The organism is Pseudomonas sp. PB101 (assembly GCF_009764265.1).
In the GTDB taxonomy this organism is placed as follows: Bacteria; Pseudomonadota; Gammaproteobacteria; order Pseudomonadales; family Pseudomonadaceae; genus Aquipseudomonas.
The window spans coordinates 1-1,449 of record NZ_RWIR01000044.1; the positions used below are offsets into that span (position 1 = coordinate 1).

The following is a 1,449-nucleotide window of genomic DNA, read 5'->3' on the forward strand; positions in this document are numbered from 1 at the left end:
TGGACTGACCCCAAAATGTTGGACGGTCTACTGCCACATGCCCACTGACTGAGTCCTGTATTCCACAGGACTCAGTCCGCCGAGCTTTGATTTGATCCGATCATGATTGTAGTAACTGATGTACTCGTCCAGCCCTACATTCAGCTCTTCCAGGTTCTCGAAGCGTTTGAGGTAGAAAAACTCGGACTTCAGGGTGCCGAAGAAGCTCTCCATCGCCGCATTGTCGAGGCAGTTTCCCTTACGTGACATGCTCTGCTTTATGCCGCGTTGCTTCAGCGCATGCTGATAGCGAGGTTGCTGATACTGCCAGCCTTGGTCGGAGTGAAGCAGCAGATGAGTCGGTCCTCGTAGGCGCTCGAAGGCCTTTTCCAGCATTCCGGTCACCAAAGCAAAGCACGGTCGCGGGGCCGTTTCATAGGCGATGATCTCACCGTTGTACAAGTCCATTACCGGCGACAGATAGAGTTTCTTTGATCCGACCTTGAACTCGGTGACGTCAGTTACCCACTTCTGATTGGGCCGTTGCGCGACGAAATTACGCTCCAGGAGATTCGCCGCTATGGTTCCAATTTGCCCCTTGTAGGATCGATATTTTTTGGGGCGCACCAAGGACTTAAGGCCCATGCGATCCATTAAGCGCTGAATCATTTTTTCACTGACCGACTCTTTCTTTTGAAGCGCCAAAGCGATGCGGCGATAGCCAAATCGCCCTTCGTGCTCGTCGTAGAGGTCTCGGATCTTCGTTTTCAGCGAGGCGTATTTGTCGGGTTTCTGAAGGGCGCTGACCTGGTAATAGAACGTGCTGCGAGCCAGGTTGGCTAGCTTGAGCAGACCGTCCAGAGGAAACCTGGATCTCAACGCCATTACGGCGATGGTTTTTTCCCGGGGCGACTCCTCTTCGAAACCTCCTTTATCTCTTCGAGCTTTTTTAGGTAAGCGTTCTCCATACGCAGGTGTTCGAGTTCGGCCTTCAGTTGCTCTCGGCTCTTCGAATCGTCGTCCACGGATTGGGATTGATCAGGGACAGGCGTTTTTTTGGGCATGACGACAGCCTTTTTTCTCTTGGGTACGATCAGGACAGGAAGACCGCCACTGTAGTACTGCCGCTCCCAAATGCCCACCTGCGAGGACTGACCAAGCCCGAACCGCGCGGCGACTTCCCGATGTGAGAGCCGCTCCTTTTGCATGCATTGGATGACTGAGCGTTTAAATGCCGCGCTGTAATGGCGACCATGAGATTGCAGGCCAGCACTGCCTCGGGCCCGATAGGTGGCGACCCAGCGCCGAAGCAGGCTGCAGTCGATCAAGTAGCGGTGAGCTACCTTGCGAAAACCTACATTGCCGTTGATATAAGCCTCAATGGCCGTAATTTTGAACTGAAGCGAAAACTTGCCCATGGAAACACCGCCAAAAGTCAGGATTGGTGTCCAGCTTTTGGGGTGCAGTCCA

At 53.5% G+C, this 1,449-nt stretch carries 1 protein-coding gene; it reads right to left on the reverse strand.

Annotated elements, in window-relative coordinates:
• Window positions 1-27: 27 nt before the first annotated feature.
• A protein-coding gene (locus EI969_RS13090) for an IS3 family transposase (protein WP_371925942.1) occupies window positions 28-1,397 on the reverse strand; the annotation gives its coding sequence in 2 pieces (ribosomal slippage) (window positions 28-921 and window positions 924-1,397; 1,368 coding nt in all).
• Window positions 1,398-1,449: the final 52 nt, after the last annotated feature.